Consider the following 19,524-nt stretch of genomic DNA (forward strand, 5'->3'; position numbering starts at 1 on the left):
TGTGATGCAAGAGCTTTCCCGGCGTAATTTCCTGGCGGCGGCCGCCGCCACTTCCGCCGTACCCGCCTTCGCCCGAACCTCATCCGCGCCGACGATTGTCAATCCGGTCGTCAGGCAGCGGGCTGACGCCCAGGTGTTTCGCCACCACGATGGCTGGTATTACATGACCGGGTCAGTTCCCGAATATGACCGGCTCGTCCTGCGCCGGTCGCGGACGTTGGAGGGCCTCTCCACGGCACGTGAAGCGGTGCTGTGGCGGCATCTCGCCAGCGGACCGATGTCCGGCTTCATCTGGGCGCCGGAATTACACCTGATCGACGGTAAGTGGGTCATGTATTTCGCCGCAGGACCCAGCGGTGGCGGCGAGGACGTGTTCCGCATCCGCACCTACGCGATCGAATGCGACGGCGCGGACCCGATGACGGGCAAATGGTCGGTGCTCGGCCAACTGCAAACGGCGTGGGATACTTTCACGCTCGATTCGACGAGCTTCGTCCATCGCGGCAGGCGCTATCTCGCCTGGGCGCAGCGCGAGCCGGGGATCGAGACCAATTCCAACCTCTATATCGCGCCCCTCGCAACCCCGCTGACGCTTGCGGCCAAGCCTGCACGGCTATCGGTCCCGACGCTCGACTGGGAAGTGCAGGGGTTCAAAGTCAACGAGGCGCCGGCGGTGCTCGCGCGAAACGGCCGGCTGTTCATGACCTATTCCGCGAGCGCGACCGACGCGCGCTATTGCATGGGGATGCTCTCCTGCCGCGACGCCGCCGACATCATGGACCCGGCGAACTGGACCAAGTCGCCCGTGCCGGTCTTCAAGACCTCGCGCGAGAACAAGGTGTTCGGCCCCGGGCATAACAGTTTCACCGTTGATGAGCGCGGACGCGACGTCCTCGTCTATCACGGGCGCGATTATGAGAAGATCACGGGCGACCCGCTGTTCGACCCCAATCGCGATACGCGGATGCAATATTTCCGGTACCACGCCGACGGCACACCCGATTTCGGCGTGCCGGTCGCCAATGGCCCGTTGCGATCGCGGCGATGATCCTCTCCTCTCGCCCGGCGAGACCCCGGTCGCTTGCGCTGCCCATTTTGCGCCCGGGCGAAGATGTGGCGGATGTCCGACGATATCTGGGATGAATGGCCGCTGATCGAGGCGCAACTAGCCCTGCGTGGAGAAGTGCAGCGCCTATAGGCCGCTGGCTCGACGCCGACATGCTGCCGCTCGGGCGCCTGGTCCTGCCGAGCGCGACACGCTCTTCACCGCGAATAGCCGAAATGCGCCCATTCGCAGCGCGCTCTAGTCGGAGCGATTAACGTGCGGCGATTCGGCGGTCCGCTCGTGAAACACCGAAAGCCGCAACATTCCGCTTGCGAACCGGCGCGACTCGACTTATTTATGTCGGAGTAATTAGCGTCGTCAGAACGCATCCCATTGCCATCTCTGGGGGAGGATCACGTGGCACCCAAGCCTTTCATCTTAGCATCGGTTTCCATCTTCGCGTTGTTCGCGGCGGCGAATGCCTCGGCGCAAGCGCAATCCCAGCAGCCCGGCCAGGCGGGCACGACTGAAGATCAGACCGGAACTCCCGCGGGTGGCGCGGCCCCCGGCGATGCCGCCGCCGCCAACGGCGCTGACAAGGATATCGTCGTCACCGGCGTCCGCGCCAGCCTTCAGGGTGCGCAGGCGATCAAGCGCAACGCTTCGCAGGTGGTCGACTCGATCGTCGCCGAGGATATCGGCAAATTGCCTGACAATACCGTGTCCGACGCCTTGCAGCGCGTGACTGGTATCCAGGTTTCGCGCAGCGGCGGCGAGGTCGGAACGGTGTTGGTCCGCGGCCTGCCCGACATCGAGACGCTGATCAACGGACGTGAGACGTTTACCGGCACCGGCCGGGGCGTCGCGTTGCAGGACATTCCGGCGGAGCTGGTTGCTGGTGTCGATGTCTACAAGACCAACCTGCCCGAACAGATCGAGGGCAGCGTTTCGGGCACGATCGACATCCGGTTGCGGCGGCCGTTCGACTTTGACGGATTGCAGATCGCCGGCGGCGCGCGCGGGATCTATTCGGACCAGCGCGGCAAGGGCAGCTACATCCTCAGCGGCCTGATCAGCGACCGTTGGACGACCGGAATCGGGGAGTTCGGTATCCTGGTTGCGGCCTCGTACAACAATCGCAAGTACGAGGATCAGACCGCTTTCAACTTCGGCTTCAATCCGCTGTCAGGGACGGATCCGACCCGGATTCCCGACACGGTGGGCGGCCTTGTCACCGACGGCAATCGCACCCGCCCGTCCGTCAGCGTCGCGCTGCAGTGGCGGCCGACCCCCAACCTCGAATTCTACCTGGATGGTCTCTATACGGGGTATCGCCAGGACTATGACGTCGACTTCTTCGTCGGGCTGCCCAAGGCCGGGGGCGTGACGGTCACCAGCGTTCAGGATGGTTCGGCCGGAAGCGATACCGGTGGCCCCGTTGCGCACACGATCACCACGGTCAACAACTTTACGATCACCAGCAAGCAGACCTTTCATCAGGTCACCGATGGATATCAGGCGAACTTCGGGACGCGCTACACGACCGGCGACACGGTGCTGTCGGGCGAGATCACCTACAACAAGAGCAAGGTGACCAGTCGGCAATATGTCGTCGATACCGCCTTTGTGGTTCCCCGGATCGACTATAATTTCGACAGCGACCGGACGCCGAGCGTCAATTTCAACGGGTTCGACATCAGGAACCCGGCAAACCTCAACTTCTTCACACTATTCGATAACGCCAATGTCGCGACCAGCGAGCAATATGCGGCGCATGCGGACGTTCTCCACACCTTCAACGGCGGTTTCCTCAAGAACTTCAAGATCGGCGCGCGCTACGCCGAACGCACTGGCAATTCGGCCGGCACGCCGACGGGCGGCTACGGGCTGGGCTTCACGCCGACGGCGAATTACGCGAACTTTTCGACAAATTCGTCGGACAACATCATTGACGGCCGGGTGGGCATCGACGGCTTCGCGTTGACCTCCAGCAGCTGGATCCGCGGCAATATCGACACGTTGCGGGCGCTTGCCGGCCGGCCGGCCGGAGCACCCGCGTTCGACCCCGCGCAGGTCTTCTCGCTGAAGGAACGTGTGTTCGCCGCCTACGCCCAAGCCCAGTTCGGGGCCGATCTCGGATCGATGCCGTTCGAGGGCACGATTGGCGTCCGCGCCGTCAATACGGCGACCGACTTGAACGCAATTCGGGTGACGAACCTGGCCGCCACGCCGACCTCGCCGGCGCAAACCGTGCTGTCCCCGATCAACGGCAAGCGCAACCAATTGGACTGGTTGCCCAGCTTGACGCTCAAGCTTCGCCCGACCGACCAAATCGTTCTGCGGGCGGTCGCTGGAAAGGCGATCCTTCGGCCGCAATTCGCGGCGCTCAATCCGGCGATCAGCCAGGTCGAAACGGGAGCGACGGGCAATCAAGGATTCTACGGCACGGCCTCGGGCGGGAATGCCGACCTTCGCGACGTCAAGTCGACCAATATCGACCTGACCGCGGAATGGTACTTTTCGCGCACAGGCTCGTTCACGGTCGCCGGCTTCTACAAGAAGCTCGATGGCTACATCCAGAGCGACTCCGCGGCGGAGCAGCTGGTCGCCTCGAACGGCACGCTTCAGACCTTTCTGGTGACCCGCCCGCGCAACACCAGCGGTGGTCAATTGAAGGGTGTCGAAATATCCTACACGCAATTCTATGATTTCCTGCCCGGGCCGTTGAGCGGCTTCGGCGCGCAGGCCAGCTTCACTTATTCGGACGGGCACGTGAACGATCCGGTCACGGGCGTGCGCCGCGACATCGTGCCGCTGTCGAAATATTCCTACAACCTCGTTGCGATCTACGAAAAGTACGGACTCTCGGCCCGCCTCGCCTACAATTGGCGCAGCCGCTATACCGATAGCTATTCGGACGCTTTCGCAGGCGGGCGTGTGGTTGTCTCGCCGGTCGCCTTTCTCGATTTCTCTGCCAGCTACGCGATCAACAAGAACATCACCATCACGGTCGATGCGACCAACCTGCTGGGCGAAACCTACCACGACAATTTCGGGACCACGACCTTCGAGCCCCGCGACACTCGCCAATATGATCGCACTTTCGGCGGTGGGCTGCGCTTCAAGTTCTGACGCGAGAGGTTGGCAATGAGGCGCCTGTCGATCCGGTCGGGCCTTTCGTTGGCAACCGTCGTGCTGCTGTGGGTGGGGGCGTCCGCAGCTCTCAGCGAGCAAAGACCCGCGCCGGCTGGCATAATCGCGGACCACATGACCGGCGATATCACTGGCGTGCATGATCCGGCGATCATCAAGGCCGGCGACACCTTTTACGTATTCAGCACCACCCGGCCCGATGACGGGGGACAGATTCCGATCCGCACCTCCAAGGATTTGCTCAGCTGGCGGCGGGCAGGAACCGTGTTCGACGCGGTGCCGGATTGGGCGAGGCGGATGATCCCGTCCGCGCGCGGGCTTTGGGCGCCGGACATCTCCTATAGCGGCGGTCAGTATCGGTTATACTACGCCGTGTCGTCGTTCGGCAGTAACGTCTCGGCGATTGGCCTTGCCACTTCGCCGGCACTTGATCCTGCCGCGCCGGGCAAGGGCTGGACCGATCGGGGACTGGTGGTCCGCTCGACCCGCGCCGACGATTTCAACGCGATCGACCCCAACGTTTTCACCGACGGCGATGGCCGATCGTGGCTGACGTTCGGCAGCTTCTGGACGGGGATCAAGATGGTGCGGCTCGATCCTGCAACGGGACTGGCGTCGGTCGAAGACAAGACGATATATTCCTTGATCCGGCGGCCGAATCCGGACGCGGTGGAAGCACCCTTCCTAATTGCCCGCGGCGGCTATCATTACCTGTTCGCATCCTACGATTTCTGCTGCCGAGGGTCCGACAGCAGCTATTACACCGTGGTCGGTCGATCGAAGGACGTGACGGGGCCGTATCTGGACTATGACGGCAAGCCGATGAGCAAAGGATATGGTCAGATCGTGCTTCACGCCAAGCTCGATCCGAGCGGCCGGTGGCGAGGACCGGGGCACGTCGCCATCCTGGCTGACGGCGGACGCGACTTTCTCGTCTATCACGCCTACGACGCGCGGAACAAAGGTGTCCCGACGTTGAGAATCCAGGCGCTTGGATGGACGGCTGACGGTTGGCCCGTGGCGCACTAGCGTCGGCTGGTCGACTGAGCGACGACGGCTTTCAAGGACGTTTCATGCGGCATCGAAGACCGCGACTGAGGCGCATTGCGGACGGTTAGGTCGACACCCGAGCGATGAAGGGTACTGGCGCCAATCGCGGTGTCGGCTTGCTCGGTTCAACTTTCCCCCTGCTGACAGTCTTCAACCCGCGGTTCTGACAAAATATTACACTCTGATGTACGTGAAATACCAGACCTCATGTCCTTGCCGTCGCGCCTTGCGTTCGTAGCGCGTCTCGGGCCAGTCGTCGGGGCGGGTCAGAAAATCGCGCGGCGCCTGCGCGGTCCAGACGAAGTCGTGGCGGCGGTTCATCACCATCATCGCCCAGCGGCAATAGGTCGGATCGTCGGTACCCAACCGGAATTCATGGCCAGGTTTGAGCTTGGCGGCGATCAGGTCGAGCGGGCCGTCATTGACCATCCGGCGCTTGGCGTGACGCGCCTTGGGCCAGGGATCGGGATGGAGGAGGTAGACGCGGGTCAGACTGGCGTCGGGCAGCCGCTCGAGCACATCGAGCGCGTCGCCCATGTGCAGGCGGACATTCTCCAGGCCCTGATCGCGGATATGGCCGAGCGCGCCGACCACGCCGTTGAGGAAGGGCTCGCAGCCGATGAAACCGTGATCGCGCCGCGCCGCTGCCTGGCCCGCGAGATGCTCGCCGGCGCCAAACCCGATCTCCAGCTCGAGCGGGCGATCATCACCGAACAAGGTGCGCGCGTCGAGCGGACCGGTTTCCGGGACCTCGACGGCGGGCAGCAGCTGTTCAACCAAGGCCGACTGGCCCTGGCGCAATTTATGTCCCTGGCGCCGGCCGTAGAGGCGCCGGATGGTGGTCGGATCGTTCATTGTGGGCCCGCCTAGAACCAGATGTGTCGAAAGCCAATCGGCGCCGCCAACGAAGAAGGGCCGGGGATCGCTCCCCGGCCCTTGCGTGATCCGTTGATCGGATCAGGATCAGGCCAGTGCGGCCTTGAGGTCGTCGACCAGGTCGGTGCGCTCCCACGGGAAGAAGTCACCTTCGGGCTTGCGGCCGAAGTGACCGTACGCCGCGGTGCGCGCATAGATCGGCTTGTTGAGGCCGAGATGCGTGCGGATGCCGCGCGGGGTCAGGCCGCCCAGCTTCTCGATCTTGCCGATCGCCGCTTCCAGCTTGTCGTCCTCGACCGTGCCGGTGCCATGCGTATCGACATAGAGCGATAGCGGCTTCGACACGCCGATCGCATAGGCCAGCTGGATCGTCACGCGCTGGGCGAGGCCGGCCGCGACGATGTTCTTCGCCAGATAGCGGGTGATATAGGCCGCCGAACGATCGACCTTGGTCGGATCCTTGCCGCTGAACGCGCCGCCGCCGTGCGGCGAGGCGCCGCCATAGGTGTCGACGATGATCTTGCGGCCGGTCAGGCCGGCGTCGCCATCGGGGCCGCCGATCTCGAAGCTACCGGTCGGGTTGATGTGATAGACGGTCTCGTCGCTGAGCAGGCCTGCGGGGATCACGTCGGCGACGACCTGCTTCACATAAGCGTGAAGCTCGGCTTCCTTCTCGCCTTCGTCATAGCCCTTGCCATGCTGGGTCGAGACGACGATCGCGGTGGCGGCGACGGGCTTGCTGCCTTCATAGCGCAGCGTGACCTGGCTCTTGGCGTCAGGCTCGAGGAACGGCGCCTTGCCGGAGTGGCGGTCGGCCGCCATCTGCTCGAGAATCTTGTGGCTGTAATAGAGCGTCGCCGGCATCAGGTCCGGCGTATCGTTGGCGGCATAGCCGAACATGATACCCTGGTCGCCGGCGCCTTCGTCCTTGTTGCCGCTGGCGTCCACGCCCTGCGCGATATGCGCCGATTGCGGGTGGAGGTTGTTCTCGAAGCGGAAGGTTTCCCAGTGGAAGCCGTCCTGTTCGTAGCCGATCCGCTTCACGGTATCGCGGACCGCCTTCTCGACCTCGTCGCGAACGCCGGGTGCCCAGTTACCGGCCTCGTCCATGATGCCCTTGCCGCGGATTTCACCGGCCAGCACGACCAGCTGCGTGGTGGTCAGCGTCTCGCAAGCGATGCGCGCTTCGGGGTCTTTCGACAGGAACAGGTCGACGATGGCGTCGGAAATCTGGTCGGCGACCTTGTCGGGATGGCCCTCGGAGACCGATTCGGACGTGAAGAGATAATTGGAACGCATTGAGTTTCCTCTGGGGTCTGGCGGAAAGCCGGGCCGTTGCCATGCCCATATAAAGCTTTCCTTATATGAGGCTGCGGGTCCTAGCGAGCGAGCCGCCGGATGGCAATCGCGCAAATGAGCAGAATCGCCGAGACGATCAGCGCCATCCAATTGCCGAGGCGCGAGAAGAGGGTGGGGGAGCCGCGCATGACGCTGCCCTCGATCGCGCCGGCCTGGCCCATCGGGATGCTCTGGCGGACGGCGCCATCGGGGTCGATGATCGCCGAGATACCGGTCGGCGTCGCGCGGACGATCGACAGGCCTTCCTCAATCGCGCGCAAGCGCGCCTGGGCGAGGTGCGCGGGCGGGCCCAGCGTACCGAACCAGGCGTCGTTGGATGGGTTGAAGATGAAGTCGGGTCGATTGGCCGGGTCGACGACATGGCCGGAGAAGATCACTTCATAGCAGATCAGCATGCCGACCTTGCCGAAGCCGGGGATAGTCATGGTCCGCGGGCCCGGTCCGGGAATGAAATCGACATCGCCGGGGACGAGCCGCGACAAGCCGATCGCCTCGAGCACAGGGCGCATCGGCAGATATTCGCCATAGGGCACCAGATGCGCCTTGTCGTAGCGGCCGTGGAGTTGGGCGTCGGGTCCGATCACCGCGATCGAATTGGTCGCAGCGATCATATTCTCGGTACGCTTGTCGAAATACATGCCCTGCGTACCCGTCAGGATGGCGTCATGGTCGCCAAGTAGCGAGGCCATCCGGATGCGCGCGGTCTGCGCGCTTCCCATCAGGTCGTAGACATAGCGTGGATAACCGTCCTCGACGGGGAAGCGGATTGCGCCTTCGGGCCACAGGATCAGGCGTGGATGGTCGGGATTGGGTTTTCCGGACAGGCGGGCGAGTGCCTGGAAATTTGCTTCGGCGTAATCGGCGGTCGGTTTCGCTTCCTCGGGCAAGTCCGGCTGCACGATGCGGACATTTGCTACGACGGGCGGATCACCTCCAACGAAGGCTGGCGCACAGAATATCAGCGCAAGCAGGATTAACATCGGAAGGTAAGCACGTCGGTCGACGATGACGACCAGCAGACAGCCGCTGGCGACCACCACCAGCCCCGAGAGCGCATAGGTGCCGACATAGGCTGCCAGGTTCGCCAAATGTCCGGCTGACATCCAGGTCGCCGCCAGCGGATCCCACGGATAGCCGGTGAACATGGTCCCGCGCAGATATTCGGTCGCGATCCAGGCAACGCCCGCGACCAGCACGAATGCCGTGTCGACGCGCGGCGCCTGATCGCCTTTCGCCGCCGGGCTCGCGAGCCGCCAGGCGAGGCCGGCGGCAAGCATTGGGAAGAGAGCGAGATAGGCCGCGACCAGGACCACCGCGAGATAGCCGAGCCAAGGCGGCATCGCGTCCTGAAATTCGAACGGCTGTTGAATCCACAAATTGGCGACGGCGAAATGGCCGAGCCCGAACAGCCAGCCCATTCCCAAGACCTGTCTAATCGAGCCGGCACCATGGATGAGGAGCAACCAGACCGCAAACCCGGCCAAGGTCAGCGGCCACCAGTTCCACGGCGCGAAGCCGAACGCGGATACGGCGCCGAGCGCGAGTGGCAGGAACGGGAGGAGACGACGCATCGCCTCGCGCTATGGCTGCGAAATGACGAAGCGCGCTAGCCCCAATCGACAAGTCCGGGGTGACGTTTGGCTCTGCGGGCGGTAGCTAGAAGACATGCTCCGACCCTTCCACCTCGCTTTTCCCGTTCACGATCTCGCCGCCGCGCGCGCCTTTTACGGCGGGACGCTGGGCTGTCCCGAGGGGCGCAGTTCGGACAGCTGGATCGACTTCGACTTGTTCGGACACCAGATCGTGGCGCATCTGGATCCCACGGCGAAACCCGTCGTGGTGTCCAACCCCGTGGACGGTCACGACGTGCCGGTGCCGCATTTCGGCGTCGTGCTGACGATGGACGCGTGGCGGACATTGGCCGACCGGGTAAAGGCGGCCGGAATCACCTTCGGAATCGAGCCGCATATTCGCTTCGTCGGCCAGCCCGGCGAACAGGCGACGATGTTCTTCCTCGACCCGTCGGGGAACGCGCTGGAGTTCAAGGCGTTCGCCGATGACGCGCAATTGTTTGCCACATGAACACGGCGGGATTCTTCGCGACATGAGCGATCCGATCGTTGTCGAGGTATCGCACAAATTGGGGCTGGCAGAGGCGCGGCGGCGAGTCGATGCGGGCATCGGCAAATTGTCGGGCTGGTTTCCCGGCGGGGCCGAGGTCGAGCATCACTGGACGGCTGACGTGCTCCATTTCACCGTCGCGGCGATGGGGCAGCGCGTCGTCTCCAGTCTGGACGTGCGCGGCGACCGAGTGATCGCGACCGTGGACCTGCCGCCATTCCTGGCGCTGTTCGCCGACCGCATCCGCGCGAAGCTCGCCAAGGAAGCGCCTAAATTGCTTGAATAAACTTGCTCGTCAGGACGTCTGAACTTCGATCACCCCGGCGCGCAGCAGCGCGTCCGCGGTGCGTGAGAATTCGGTGACCAAAGTTTCCAGCAACGGCTCGAGCGCACGGGTCTGGATGGCACCGGGCACCACCGTCACGCCGCCGCGCGGATCCTCGATCAACAGCCCGGACTCGATCATTTGCGCGACGTGGCGGCGCACTGTCTCCCTCGCCAGCCCGGTCGCGGCGGCGATCGCGCTGCGCGACATCGGCACGACCCATTCGCGCGGCAGTATTGCGGTTGCCGTATACTCGCGTGGCACGCTGCGTTCGCGCATCAATTTCTGGATGTTGCCGACCGATACCGTGCAATAGATCAGCACGGCGGTCGGGCTTTCGCCGTCATGCCCGGTGAAGGTGTGGTGCATCGACAAGAACAAATTGGTCAGCGCGAACATGGCGGTGCGCCAGTGATCGCTCATGCCCTCGGGAACCGTAGCAACGCGGTCGCCAGCAGCCATATGACTCACTCCCGCCCCCGCAGTGACCCATTTTGGGCAGTTAAGATACAATCGTCAACGCATGAATCGGGCAAGTTGGTGTAAAGCAACGGAATCGAGGGAAAAGATACGCGTCGAAGCGTGGACCCTTCGGTGTCGTACGGGTGTGCGGGCTGCGCGGTCGGGGGGCCAGTTGCAGCCCGCCCCTTATAAAACCTAGCGAGGCGCTTTCGGAGTCGCCACCGCGCTCGGCGAAGGCGAAGGCGCCGGAACGGGCGTCGCCGAGCTCACCCGCCAGATGACGTTGCCGACATCGTCCGCCACCAGCAATGAACCCGTCGCATCGAACGTCACGCCGACCGGACGACCGCGCGCCTGACCCTTGGCGTCGAGGAATCCCGACAGCACGTCGACCGCTTTCGCTCCCTTGGTGGGAAAGCCATTATCGCCGAACGGTACATAGATGACGCGGTAACCCGACACCGGCTGGCGGTTCCACGATCCATGTTCGCCGATAAAGGCGCCGTCGGCGAATTGCGGGCCAAGCCGCGCCTCGTCGGCGAAGGCCAGCCCCAGCGCCGCCACATGCGGGCCCAAGGCGTAATCGGGACGCTTCACATATTCTTGCAGCCCGGGATTTTCCGGCTTCACGCGGTGGTCGGGATAGCCGCCCCAATAGAACCATGGCCAGCCGAAATTGTCACCGGCTTCCACCGCGCTCAAATAATCGGGCGGGCTGTCGGAGCCGAGCAAGTCGCGTTCGTTGACCGCCGCCCACAACGCCTTGGTCCTGGGCTCGAGCGCCATGCCGTTGGCGTTGCGAATGCCGGCGGCATAGATGCGGAAGGTCTTGGTGTCGGGATAGACCTGAAGGATGTTGGCGCGAAATTTCTCCGCGTCCAGGCCATTGTCGGCGATGTTGCTCGACGATCCCACCGCCAGGTACAACGTCTTGCCGTCTTCGGCGACGATGACGTTGCGCGCCCAATGATTGCCGCCGCCCGGATATTTGATCACCGTCTCGGGCTTGGAGTCGATCCTGGTCTGGCCCGGGGTGAAGGGATAGCGCACCAGCGCATCGGTATTGGCGACGTAGAGGTACGGGCCGAGCAGCGCCATGCCGTAGGGCGAGTTGAGCCCGGTCAGGAACGGTTGCTTGATCTCGGCTACGCCGTCGCCATTCGCGTCGCGCAGCAAGGTGATGCGGTTGGCCGAGGGCACGCCGGCGCCGCCTTTGTCGAGCAGATAGTTCATCACCCAGCCGGCGATCCCGCCGCCCTTGCGTGGCGGCGAATTGGTCTCGGCGACCAGCACGTCGCCATTGGGCAGGCGGTAGAGCCAGCGGGGATGGTCGAGCCCCGAGGCGAAGGCGTTGACCTTGAGCCCGGCCGCTGCCGTCGGCATCTCCCCCTGTTTCCACCCCACCGCGTCGGCGACCTTGATCGTCGGCCAGATCTGTGCCCGCGCCGGCGTGATGTCGGGCCGGCTGCCGCTGACCGCCGCGATGCTGAGCCGCGCTTCATCGGGTTGGGCAAAATAGAGATAGAGGCCGCCCACCAGGATGAGGACGAGGGCAAGACCGATCAGGATTCGCTGGCGCATAACGGCAGGATAATGACGGCTGGGGGCGGGGGCAATGTTATCCCATCGCGCGGCGGGACAATCCCCCCACCGCACAAGCGATCCTTGGGCTATGGCAAGCAGAGCTGTATTTCCCATCAAAATACTATGGATTAGGTAGAGGCGGTCCGCTCCCTGGACACAAACTGCGGCCCGGCCGTCCCCTAGCAGCCGGGCCGCTTCCCTTGTTGAACGGTGGTGGCGTTGCGATGGTGGCCGGAAATTTGATCGACGACGTGTCGGCGGAATTCATCCAGGGCGTCGTTGCCGACTTGCGCGATGCGCGGCTCAAATCGCGTGCGCGCCGCCAACCGCCGGCCGTGCGGTTTCCGTCACCCGAAGCATTGGCGCAGGTAATCCGCGATCTGTCCGCAGCCCTGTACCCGCGCCGTCTCGGCGGGTTTCGCGGCGGGCCTGAGCAGGAGGACGCCTTCGTCGCCGCGCGCCTGACGGACGGGCTCGATATCCTGCGACAGGAGATCGACGCCGAAATCGCTTATTGGCAGTTGGAGAGCGCGGCGCCGTTCGACGACGATCATGCCTCCACGCTCATCCGGCATTTCGCGGCGACCCTGGCCGACATCCGGGCATTGATCGACAGCGATATCGACGCCGCCTTTATCGGCGATCCCGCCGCGCGCAGCGTGGACGAGATCCTGGTGAGCTATCCCGGCGCGATTGCGACGCTGCATCACCGTATCGCGCACGAACTCCACACATTGGGCGCGGCGATCGTCGCGCGGTCGATTTCGGAACTCGCCAATGCGCGGACCGGCATCGATATCCATCCTGGCGCCGCGATCGGACCGCGCTTCTTCATCGACCATGGAACCGGCGTGGTGATCGGCGAGACGTCGATCATCGGATCGAATGTCCGGCTCTATCAGCATGTCACGCTGGGCGCGCGCAGCCCGTTATGGGACGCGAGCACGGCGCCGCGCGAACGTTATGCGCGGCACCCGATCGTCGAGGACGATGTCGTCATCTACGCCGGCGCGACGATCCTCGGCCGCGTGACGATCGGCCGCGGCTCGACCATCGGCGGCAATGTCTGGCTGCTCGACGATGTCCCGCCCGAAAGCGTGATCGTCCAGCCGGGCGCCATTCGGCTGCACGGCGCGGAGGCCGATGCGCTCGGCGACGCGCTGGCCCGCGCCCGGCCGCCGGCGCGGAGGGTGGCATCGTGAGCACGCGGATCAAACTCACGTTCGGCGCGCAAGTGCTGATCGGCATGGCTGCCGGCGTGGCGGTCGGCCTACTTGCGCGCTGGCTGGGTAGTGCGGCGATCGGCGAGACGGCGCACACGATCGGCCAGATCTTCGTCCAATTGCTCAAGGCGCTGGTGCCGCCATTGGTGTTCACCGCGATCGTCGCCTCGGTCGCGGCGTTGCGCACGCTGGAAAATGCCGCTGCGCTGGTTTCCCGGACCTTATTGTGGTTCGCGGTCACCGCGCTGATCGCGGTCGCGATCGGCATCCTTCTCGGGCTGGCGATCCAGCCGGGGCTGCATGCATCGGTCGCCGCCGGCGCTGCCAAGGCGCCCGGCACGACCGGATCCTGGCTCGATTTCCTCAAAGGGCTGGTCCCCGCCAACGCGCTGGGGCTGGGCGCATCGACCACGGTGACCGATGGCGTCGCCTCGACTGCGGTGTCGTTCAACGTGCTGCAAGTGATCGTCGCCGCGCTCGCGGTCGGCGCGGCCGCGGTCAGGATCGGCGAGACCGGCGAGGCGTTTCTAGCGTTCAACGCGTCCGCACTGGCGATCTTCCGTCGGTTGCTGCGCTGGGTGATCGCGCTCACGCCGATCGGCAGCGCGGCGCTGATCGCCGATGCACTGGTTCGCTATGGCTGGGATGCGCTATCGTCGCTCGGGGCATTCGCGATCGCGGTCTATGCCGGTCTCGCGATCGTCCTGCTGCTGGTCTATCCGACGATCCTGGTGGCCAACGGGCTCAATCCGCTGCGCTTTTTCGCGGCTGCTTGGCCGGCGATCCAGCTCGGTTTCCTGTCGCGCTCGTCGGTCGGAACCTTGCCGGTGACCGAGGACGTGACGGAGCGGCGGCTGGGCGTGCCGCAAGCTTATGCCGCCTTCGCGGTACCGCTGGGCGCCACCACCAAGATGGACGGGTGCGCGGCGATCTATCCTGCGGTCTCGGCGATCTTCGTGGCGCAATTCTACGGCATTCCGCTGCACCTTGGCGACTATGGCTTAATCGCCTTTGTCTCGGTGATCGGATCCGCGGCGACCGCCGGGCTCACCGGAGCGACGGTGATGCTGACGTTGACGCTCTCGACCCTGGGCCTCCCGCTCGAGGGCGCGGGTCTGTTGCTGGCGATCGATCCTATCCTCGACATGGGCCGCACCGCGGTCAACGTGGCGGGCCAGGCATTGGTGCCGACCATCGTGGCGAAGCGTGCGGGTATATTGGACGAGGCAGCCTTTCGCGGTTTGCCCCTGCCGATCGGCACTGAGGCGGTCGCGTAGGAGCGGCATGTCGTCAAAACAAAAGCCGCCGGCGCCAAGGGGGAGGGGGCACCGGCGGCTCTGTTCGCCCGGCCGATACGGCCAGGCGGGACTGTTTGACCTTAGATAAGGTCGTAGCGATCGGCGTTCATCACCTTGGCCCAGGCCTTGACGAATTCGTCGACGAACTGGTCGCCGGCATCGGCCGAGGCATAGACTTCGGACAGAGCGCGCAGCTGCGAGTTCGAGCCGAACACCAAATCGGTCCGCGTGCCGGTCCATTTGCGCTGGCCGGTATGGCGGTCATTGCCCTCGAACTCTTCGTCGGCGCTGTCGTCGATCTGTCGCCAAGCGGTCGCCATATCGAGCAAGTTGACGAAGAAGTCATTGGTCAGCTGGCCCGGCCGGTCGGTGAACACGCCATGCTTCGAGCCACCATGATTAGTGCCGAGCACACGCAGGCCGCCGACCAGCACGGTCATTTCCGGCGCGCTCAGCCCGAGCAACTGGGCGCGATCGACCAGCAATTCCTCGGTGGGCACGTTGAACCGGACCTGCAGATAATTGCGGAAGCCGTCGACGCGCGGCTCGAGTACCGCGAAGCCTTCCGCATCGGTCTGTTCGGCGGTCGCGTCGCCGCGGCCGCTGGTGAATGGCACCGTCACGCTGCGGCCGGCAGCCCTTGCGGCCTGCTCGACGCCGACATTACCACCGAGCACGATCAGGTCGGCGATGCTGACCTTGGCCGCGCCGCCGAAATCGGCCTGGATGCGCTGATAGACCTGGAGCACCTTGGCGAGCTCGGCCGGCTCGTTGACCTCCCAGTCCTTTTGCGGCGCGAAGCGAATACGCGCGCCGTTGGCGCCACCACGATGATCCGACCCGCGCCAGGTCGAGGCGGAGGCCCAGGCGGTCTTCACGAGCTGCGCGACGCTTAGACCCGAATCGGCGATCTTGCCCTTGAGCGTTGCGACGTCGCCATCGCTCAGCCGCGGACCGGCGGGGATCGGGTCCTGCCAGATCAGATTCTCGGCGGGAACGTCGGGGCCGAGGTAGCGCGCCTTGGGCCCCATGTCGCGATGACACAATTTGAACCAGGCGCGGGCGAAGGCGTCCGCGAAATAGGCCGGGTCGGCGCGGAATTTCTCCATCACCTTGCGGTATTCGGGATCCATCTTGAGCGCCATGTCGGCGGTGGTCATCATCGTCGGCACGCGGACGCCGGGCGTATGCGCCTTGGGCGCCAGCGTCTCTTCGGGATTGCCGACCGGCTGCCACTGTTTCGCGCCGGCGGGGCTCTTCACCAGCTCGTAGTCATGGTCGAGCAGCATGTCGAAGAACGACATGTCCCAGGTCGTAGGCGTCGGCGTCCAGGCGCCCTCGATACCCGAGGTGATGGTATGGTCACCGATCCCGCTCTCATGCCCCGACTGCCAGCCGAGACCCTGTTGCGCGATGTCGGCGCCTTCCGGCTCGGCACCGACCAGGCTGGCATCGCCCGCGCCATGCGCCTTGCCGAAGGTGTGGCCGCCGGCGGTCAGCGCTGCGGTCTCCTCGTCGTTCATGCCCATGCGGTAAAAGGTTTCGCGGATGTCGCGGGCCGACTTGAGCGGATCGGGCACGCCGCCCGGTCCTTCCGGATTGACGTAGATCAGGCCCATCTGGATCGCGGCGAGCGGGCTTTCCAGCGCGCGGCCTTCTTCCTCGTCGATGCGGGTTTTGCTGTTGGCGCTGCCGACCCATTCCTCCTCGGTGCCCCAATAGATGTCGCGTTCGGGTTCCCACACGTCCGCGCGGCCGCCGCCAAAGCCGAACACCGGGCCGCCCATCGATTCGATCGCGACGTTGCCGGCCAGGATCATCAGGTCGGCCCAGCTGAGCTTGCGGCCATATTTCTGCTTGATCGGCCACAGCAGGCGGCGTGCCTTGTCGAGATTTCCGTTGTCCGGCCAGGAATTGAGCGGAGCGAAGCGCTGCTGTCCGGCATTGGCGCCGCCGCGGCCGTCGCCGGTGCGATACGTGCCCGCCGAATGCCATGCCATGCGGATGAAGAACGGACCGTAATGCCCGTAATCGGCCGGCCACCAGGGCTGGCTGTCGGTCATCAGCGCGGTCAGGTCGCGCTTGACTGCGGCGAGGTCGAGCGACTTGAATTCCTTCGCATAATCGAAGTCGTCGCCCATCGGATTGCCACTGATCCCCTTCTGGTGAAGGATGTCGAGCGAGAGATGATTGGGCCACCAGTCGCGGTTGGTTCGGCCGAGCAAGCTGCGCAGCGCCGCGGGTTCCTTGTTCGGATCGCTCAGCGGGCTACCTTCGGTTACAGCATCCATCTCGTTCTTCCTCTCGTTCGCGCCGGTGCGACCGGCGCTGGGACTCTATCGGATCGGGTGCGCAGCCGGCTCGCGGCTCGCTCGGCGGTTGTGGCTTGTGTGGCGAAGCGCTGCAATCATTTATGCGATGAGTTAATCTGATCTCCGCGAGCGGAAAAATCGATCAGTGGAGTCTCGTCACGTCGGCGAAAGCTGCAAGACGGCCTACAATCGGGTTCGGGCATATGGTTGAGCCAGCCTGACCAGCCTTGAACCCCAGGCGCGCGCGAGTAGAAGCACCGCCATGAAGCCCGTGATCTTCGGCCTGTCCGGCCTGACCCTTACCGACGACGAACGCGCCTTCTACAAGGACGCTGACGCCGCCGGGTACATATTGTTCAAGCGCAACATCGAGAATCGCGAGCAGGTCCGCGCGTTGACCCACAGTTTGCGCGAGCTGACCGGCCGCGACGAGCTGCCGATCCTGATCGACCAGGAAGGCGGCAGGGTCCAACGGATGCAGCCGCCCGAATGGCCGCAATTTCCCGCCGGCCCCGATTTCGACCGGCTCTACGACGTCGCGCCGATGAGCGCGATCGAGGCGGCGCGGGTCAATGCTCAGGCGACCGCGCTGATGCTGTCCGAAGTCGGCGTCAACGTCGATTGCTGGCCATTGCTCGACGTCAGCCAGCGCGACACGACCGAGGCGATCACCATCCGTGCGTTGGGACACGAGCCGATGCGCGTCGCGGCGATGGGCAAGGCGATCATGGAAGGACTGCGCGCCGGCGGCGTGGTCGGCGTGGTCAAACATATGCCCGGCCATGGCCGCGCGGTGGTCGACACGCATTTCCACCTGCCGACGGTGACCGCGTCGGAGGAGGAATTGGAGATCGATCTCGAGCCCTTCCGCCGCCTGGCGGACGCGCCGATGGGGATGACCAGTCATATCGTGTTCCAGATCTGGGACCCCGAACGCCCCGCGACCATGTCGCCGGTGATCGTCGAGCAGGTGATCCGCGGCAAGATCGGCTTCGACGGGCTGCTGATGACCGACGATATCGACATGAAGGCGTTGTCGGGGACGGCAGGGGAGAAGGCCGCGGGGGCGATCGCCGCCGGTTGCGATATCGTGCTCGATTGCTGGGGACGGATGGACGAGATGCGCGAGATCGCCTCGCTGCTCAACGACATGCCGGCCAAGTCGCTCGAACGGCTCGACCGTGCGATGGCCTCGGTGCGGGGAGTCGCGCCGCAGGGCGATTTCGCGGAACTGATCGCCAAGCGGGATGAGTTGTTGGCTCTGGCCTAGCACCGGGATGACGATGTGTGGCTTGGCGGGCGTTATCCACAACAGCGCTGACCTCCGGCTTTGGTATCGCGAAAGTCTATGCCTAAAAGCGTGCCTATGGACGCCGCCGACGACACGCTGACGCTCGACATCGAGGGATGGGAAGGCCCACTCGACCTCCTGCTAGCGCTCGCCCGATCGCAAAAGGTCGACCTCAAGCAGATTTCGATCCTGCAACTGGTCGAGCAATATCTCTCCTATATCGAGCATGCCCGCACGCTGAAGCTCGAAGTCGCGGCCGATTATCTCGTGATGGCGGCGTGGCTGGCCTATCTCAAATCGGCGCTGCTGCTGCCGCGCGATCCGGAGATCGAACCGAGTCCCGAGGAACTGGCGCTGCGGCTGCAGATGCGGCTCGAGCGGCTCAACGCGATGCGCAATGCCGGCGCTCGGCTGCTCGCACGCGACCGGATCGGCCGCGATGTTTTCCGCCGCGCCGCGCCCGAAGGATTGCGGACGGTGCGCAAGGCACAATGGCAGGCCGAGATCTATGACCTGATCGCCGCTTATGGCCAGATCAACGCACGCAATCGCCCGGTCTTCCACGTTGTCCATGATCGCCTGGTGATGACCTTGGATGCCGCGCTCGAGCGCGTATCGCGGCTGCTCGGCGAGCATATCGACTGGGCGACGATCGAAAGCTTCCTGCCCGACAGCCTGGACGGTGCGTTTCGCAAGTCGGCGCTCGCCTCCAGTTTCGTCGCGGCGCTCGAACTCGCGCGGATGGGCAAGGCCGAATTGCGCCAGAAATCGGCCTTCGCGCCGCTCTATCTCAAGGCGACCGGCGAAAGGGCGGAGGCATGACGATCGATCCTGACGATCCGGTCCGCGCGGTCGAAGCGGTGCTGTTCGCCGCCGAGGAGCCGCTGACCATCGACTCGATCCGCGCGCATGTCGGCGAGGACATCGACGTTCGCGGCGCGCTGGAGCGGATCGCCGAAGATTATGCCGGCCGCGGGATCGAACTGGTCCGGCGCGGCGATCGCTGGCATTTCCAGACCGCGGGCGATCTTGCGCATTTGCTGCGTCGCGACCGCGAGGAGCCGCGCAAGCTGTCGCGTGCGGCGATCGAGACCTTGGCGATCACCGCCTATCACGAGCCGGTGACTCGCGCCGAGATCGAGGCGATTCGCGGCGTTCAGATCAGCAAGGGGACGCTCGATGTGCTGATGGAGGCGGGATGGGTGCGACCTGCTGGCCGGCGTGAGACGCCAGGGCGGCCGTTAATGTACGCGACGACCGCGGAATTCCTCACCCATTTCGGGCTCGCCAGCCGCCGCGACCTCCCCGGGATCGACGATTTGCGGGCTGCCGGGCTGCTCGATCCGATCGATCTTGCCATGGCCGAGTTATCCATTGCCGGCGAGAGCGAGGAAGAAGTGGAAAATGATGGCGATGCAGACTAGA

At 64.6% G+C, this 19,524-nt stretch carries 15 protein-coding genes and 1 pseudogene; 10 read left to right on the forward strand and 6 right to left on the reverse strand.

Features of this window, described 5'->3' with window-relative positions; genetic code table 11:
* Positions 1 to 4 precede the first annotated feature (4 nt).
* From AC1DQQ_RS03510 to AC1DQQ_RS03520, 3 genes and pseudogenes are all read left to right on the forward strand, one after another.
* Positions 5 to 1,042 (forward strand): annotated as a pseudogene (locus AC1DQQ_RS03510) (glycoside hydrolase family 43 protein); the annotation flags it as partial.
* Between the two features lie 420 nt (positions 1,043 to 1,462).
* Positions 1,463 to 4,177: a TonB-dependent receptor gene (locus AC1DQQ_RS03515; protein WP_478044244.1), complete on the forward strand. Its 2,715-nt coding sequence runs from the start codon at positions 1,463 to 1,465 to the stop codon at positions 4,175 to 4,177.
* Between the two features lie 135 nt (positions 4,178 to 4,312).
* Positions 4,313 to 5,227, forward strand: a complete 915-nt coding sequence (locus AC1DQQ_RS03520; RefSeq protein ID WP_478044245.1) for an arabinan endo-1,5-alpha-L-arabinosidase — start codon at positions 4,313 to 4,315, stop codon at positions 5,225 to 5,227.
* A gap of 195 nt (positions 5,228 to 5,422) precedes the next feature.
* Here the strand turns inward: AC1DQQ_RS03520 and trmB are convergent, their stop codons facing one another.
* The 3 genes from trmB to lnt all read right to left on the reverse strand — a co-directional run bounded on the left by trmB (position 5,423) and on the right by lnt (position 9,054).
* On the reverse strand, positions 5,423 to 6,103 hold the full coding sequence (trmB, locus tag AC1DQQ_RS03525; protein WP_478040467.1) for a tRNA (guanine(46)-N(7))-methyltransferase TrmB: 681 nt from the start codon (positions 6,101 to 6,103) through the stop codon (positions 5,423 to 5,425).
* A 108-nt stretch (positions 6,104 to 6,211) separates the two neighbouring features.
* Positions 6,212 to 7,423: a methionine adenosyltransferase gene (gene metK / locus AC1DQQ_RS03530; RefSeq protein WP_478028446.1), complete on the reverse strand. Its 1,212-nt coding sequence runs from the start codon at positions 7,421 to 7,423 to the stop codon at positions 6,212 to 6,214.
* Between the two features lie 80 nt (positions 7,424 to 7,503).
* A complete protein-coding gene (gene lnt / locus AC1DQQ_RS03535; RefSeq protein ID WP_478044246.1) occupies positions 7,504 to 9,054 on the reverse strand; it encodes an apolipoprotein N-acyltransferase in 1,551 nt (516 codons plus the stop codon).
* 94 nt (positions 9,055 to 9,148) lie between these two features.
* Here lnt and AC1DQQ_RS03540 point away from each other — a divergent pair, with 94 nt between their 5' ends.
* Together AC1DQQ_RS03540 and AC1DQQ_RS03545 are read left to right on the forward strand one after the other, a co-directional pair.
* The gene (locus tag AC1DQQ_RS03540; protein WP_478040469.1) at positions 9,149 to 9,565 is read left to right on the forward strand and encodes a VOC family protein; all 417 of its coding nucleotides are present in this window, start codon (positions 9,149 to 9,151) and stop codon (positions 9,563 to 9,565) included.
* A gap of 22 nt (positions 9,566 to 9,587) precedes the next feature.
* Positions 9,588 to 9,890: a polyhydroxyalkanoic acid system family protein gene (locus AC1DQQ_RS03545; RefSeq protein WP_478044247.1), complete on the forward strand. Its 303-nt coding sequence runs from the start codon at positions 9,588 to 9,590 to the stop codon at positions 9,888 to 9,890.
* Positions 9,891 to 9,899: 9 nt separating this feature from the next.
* Here AC1DQQ_RS03545 and AC1DQQ_RS03550 read toward each other — a convergent pair whose 3' ends face one another.
* Entirely contained in the window at positions 9,900 to 10,391 is a 492-nt protein-coding gene (locus AC1DQQ_RS03550) for a hypothetical protein (RefSeq protein WP_478028452.1), read from the reverse strand.
* Positions 10,392 to 10,586: 195 nt separating this feature from the next.
* A complete protein-coding gene (locus tag AC1DQQ_RS03555) occupies positions 10,587 to 11,972 on the reverse strand; it encodes a PQQ-dependent sugar dehydrogenase (protein ID WP_478044248.1) in 1,386 nt (461 codons plus the stop codon).
* Between the two features lie 227 nt (positions 11,973 to 12,199).
* Here AC1DQQ_RS03555 and epsC point away from each other — a divergent pair, with 227 nt between their 5' ends.
* Positions 12,200 to 13,177: a serine O-acetyltransferase EpsC gene (gene epsC / locus AC1DQQ_RS03560; protein ID WP_478040472.1), complete on the forward strand. Its 978-nt coding sequence runs from the start codon at positions 12,200 to 12,202 to the stop codon at positions 13,175 to 13,177.
* Positions 13,174 to 14,475: a dicarboxylate/amino acid:cation symporter gene (locus tag AC1DQQ_RS03565; protein WP_478040473.1), complete on the forward strand. Its 1,302-nt coding sequence runs from the start codon at positions 13,174 to 13,176 to the stop codon at positions 14,473 to 14,475. The genes epsC and AC1DQQ_RS03565 overlap by 4 nt, the downstream gene beginning before the upstream one ends.
* Positions 14,476 to 14,576: 101 nt before the next feature.
* On the opposite strand, the gene katG is transcribed toward AC1DQQ_RS03565, so the two are convergent.
* Positions 14,577 to 16,787, reverse strand: coding sequence for a catalase/peroxidase HPI (gene katG / locus AC1DQQ_RS03570; protein ID WP_478040474.1), 2,211 nt, complete (start codon positions 16,785 to 16,787; stop codon positions 14,577 to 14,579).
* Between the two features lie 283 nt (positions 16,788 to 17,070).
* On the opposite strand from katG, the gene nagZ reads away from it, so the two are divergent.
* The 3 genes from nagZ (at position 17,071) to scpB (ending at position 19,523) form a co-directional block, all read left to right on the forward strand.
* Positions 17,071 to 18,078 carry a beta-N-acetylhexosaminidase gene (nagZ, locus tag AC1DQQ_RS03575; protein WP_478040475.1) on the forward strand — a complete coding sequence of 336 codons (1,008 nt, stop codon included), beginning with the start codon at positions 17,071 to 17,073 and terminating at the stop codon, positions 18,076 to 18,078.
* Positions 18,079 to 18,174: 96 nt separating this feature from the next.
* Positions 18,175 to 18,921, forward strand: a complete 747-nt coding sequence (locus tag AC1DQQ_RS03580; RefSeq protein ID WP_478040476.1) for a segregation and condensation protein A — start codon at positions 18,175 to 18,177, stop codon at positions 18,919 to 18,921.
* Positions 18,918 to 19,523: an SMC-Scp complex subunit ScpB gene (scpB, locus tag AC1DQQ_RS03585; protein WP_478040477.1), complete on the forward strand. Its 606-nt coding sequence runs from the start codon at positions 18,918 to 18,920 to the stop codon at positions 19,521 to 19,523. Before AC1DQQ_RS03580 ends, scpB begins: the two co-directional genes overlap by 4 nt.
* Position 19,524 lies beyond the last annotated feature (1 nt).

Source organism: Sphingomonas sp. P4_G3 (genome assembly GCF_056401105.1).

Bases quoted from the DNA above. Each gene is read 5' to 3' on its own strand.
- trmB (WP_478040467.1), bottom strand. From the start codon at position 6,103: ATGAACGATCCGACCACCATCCGGCGCCTCTACGGCCGGCGCCAGGGA.
- metK (WP_478028446.1), bottom strand. From the start codon at position 7,423: ATGCGTTCCAATTATCTCTTCACGTCCGAATCGGTCTCCGAGGGCCAT.
- scpB (WP_478040477.1), top strand. From the start codon at position 18,918: ATGACGATCGATCCTGACGATCCGGTCCGCGCGGTCGAAGCGGTGCTG.
- lnt (WP_478044246.1), bottom strand. From the start codon at position 9,054: ATGCGTCGTCTCCTCCCGTTCCTGCCACTCGCGCTCGGCGCCGTATCC.
- AC1DQQ_RS03550 (WP_478028452.1), bottom strand. From the start codon at position 10,391: ATGGCTGCTGGCGACCGCGTTGCTACGGTTCCCGAGGGCATGAGCGAT.
- AC1DQQ_RS03540 (WP_478040469.1), top strand. From the start codon at position 9,149: ATGCTCCGACCCTTCCACCTCGCTTTTCCCGTTCACGATCTCGCCGCC.
- AC1DQQ_RS03520 (WP_478044245.1), top strand. From the start codon at position 4,313: ATGACCGGCGATATCACTGGCGTGCATGATCCGGCGATCATCAAGGCC.
- katG (WP_478040474.1), bottom strand. From the start codon at position 16,787: ATGGATGCTGTAACCGAAGGTAGCCCGCTGAGCGATCCGAACAAGGAA.
- nagZ (WP_478040475.1), top strand. From the start codon at position 17,071: ATGAAGCCCGTGATCTTCGGCCTGTCCGGCCTGACCCTTACCGACGAC.
- AC1DQQ_RS03555 (WP_478044248.1), bottom strand. From the start codon at position 11,972: ATGCGCCAGCGAATCCTGATCGGTCTTGCCCTCGTCCTCATCCTGGTG.
- AC1DQQ_RS03580 (WP_478040476.1), top strand. From the start codon at position 18,175: ATGGACGCCGCCGACGACACGCTGACGCTCGACATCGAGGGATGGGAA.
- AC1DQQ_RS03545 (WP_478044247.1), top strand. From the start codon at position 9,588: ATGAGCGATCCGATCGTTGTCGAGGTATCGCACAAATTGGGGCTGGCA.
- epsC (WP_478040472.1), top strand. From the start codon at position 12,200: ATGGTGGCCGGAAATTTGATCGACGACGTGTCGGCGGAATTCATCCAG.